Consider the following 1,796-nt stretch of genomic DNA (forward strand, 5'->3'; position numbering starts at 1 on the left):
GGACGTGTTCATCGTCGGCGCCGACATCACCGAATTTGTCGACAACTTCAAGCTGCCGGATGCCGAGCTGGTTGCTGGCAATCTCGAAGCCAACAAGATCTTCAGCGATTTCGAAGACCTCAACGTCCCAACCGTAGTGGCCATTAATGGCATCGCACTGGGCGGCGGTCTGGAAATGTGCCTGGCGGCTGACTATCGCGTCATGTCGACCAAGGCCAAGATCGGTCTGCCGGAAGTCAAGCTGGGCATCTACCCAGGCTTCGGCGGTACTGTACGTCTGCCGCGTCTGATCGGTGTCGACAACGCCATCGAATGGATTGCCGCCGGCAAGGAAAACCGCCCTGAAGACGCTCTGAAAGTCAGCGCCGTCGACGCCGTGGTTGCTCCAGAGAAATTGCAGGAAGCTGCCCTTGAGCTGATCAAGCGCGCCATCTCCGGCGAGTTCGACTACAAGGCCAAGCGTCAGCCGAAGCTGGAAAAGCTCAAGCTGAACGCCATTGAACAAATGATGGCTTTCGAAACCGCCAAAGGTTTCGTCGCCGGTCAGGCTGGCCCGAACTACCCGGCACCGGTTGAAGCGATCAAGACCATCCAGAAAGCCGCGAACTTCGGTCGTGACAAGGCGCTGGAAATCGAAGCTGCCGGTTTCGTCAAACTGGCCAAGACCTCTGCCGCACAGAGCTTGATCGGTCTGTTCCTGAACGATCAGGAACTGAAGAAAAAGGCCAAGGCCTACGACGAAATCGCCAAAGACGTGAAGCAGGCCGCTGTACTGGGCGCCGGCATCATGGGTGGCGGTATCGCATATCAGTCGGCTTCCAAAGGCACGCCGATCCTGATGAAGGACATCAACGAGCACGGTATCGAGCAGGGTCTGGCAGAAGCCGCCAAACTGCTGGTTGGCCGCGTTGATAAAGGTCGTATGACCGCTGCGAAAATGGCTGAAGTGCTCAACGGCATTCGTCCGACCCTGTCCTACGGCGATTTCGGTCACGTCGATCTGGTTGTCGAAGCTGTGGTCGAGAACCCGAAGGTCAAGCAAGCCGTACTGGCTGAAGTCGAAGACAAGGTCAAAGAGGACACCATCCTCGCGTCCAACACCTCGACCATTTCCATCAGCTTGCTGGCCAAGGCCCTCAAGCGTCCGGAGAACTTCGTCGGTATGCACTTCTTCAACCCGGTGCACATGATGCCGCTGGTGGAAGTGATCCGTGGCGAGAAGTCCAGCGAGCTGGCTGTTGCCACCACCGTTGCCTACGCCAAGAAAATGGGCAAGAACCCGATCGTCGTCAACGACTGCCCGGGCTTCCTGGTCAACCGCGTGCTGTTCCCGTACTTCGGCGGTTTCGCCAAACTGGTCAGCGCTGGTGTCGACTTCGTCCGTATCGACAAAGTCATGGAAAAATTCGGCTGGCCAATGGGCCCGGCGTACCTGATGGACGTGGTCGGCATCGACACCGGTCACCACGGTCGTGACGTGATGGCTGAAGGTTTCCCGGATCGCATGAAGGATGACCGTCGCTCGGCCATCGACGTGCTTTACGAAGCCAAGCGCCTGGGCCAGAAAAACGGCAAGGGTTTCTACGCTTACGAGGCCGACAAGAAAGGCAAGCAGAAGAAGGTCGCCGATCCGGCGGTGCTGGAAGTGCTCAAGCCGATCGTTTACGAGCAGCGCGAAGTCACCGACGAAGACATCATCAACTGGATGATGATCCCGCTGTGCCTGGAAACCGTGCGTTGCCTTGAAGACGGCATCGTTGAAACTGCCGCCGAAGCCGACATGGGTCTGGTCTACG

General features: G+C 57.9%; 1 protein-coding gene. It reads left to right on the plus strand.

What is annotated here, in order from left to right:
• A partial coding sequence (gene fadB, locus ACIOWE_RS30110; protein ID WP_401398601.1) for a fatty acid oxidation complex subunit alpha FadB occupies positions 1 to 1,796 on the plus strand: 1,796 nt, incomplete at both ends.

This window comes from Pseudomonas sp. NPDC087598 (assembly GCF_044743525.1).
GTDB lineage: Bacteria > Pseudomonadota > Gammaproteobacteria > Pseudomonadales > Pseudomonadaceae > Aquipseudomonas.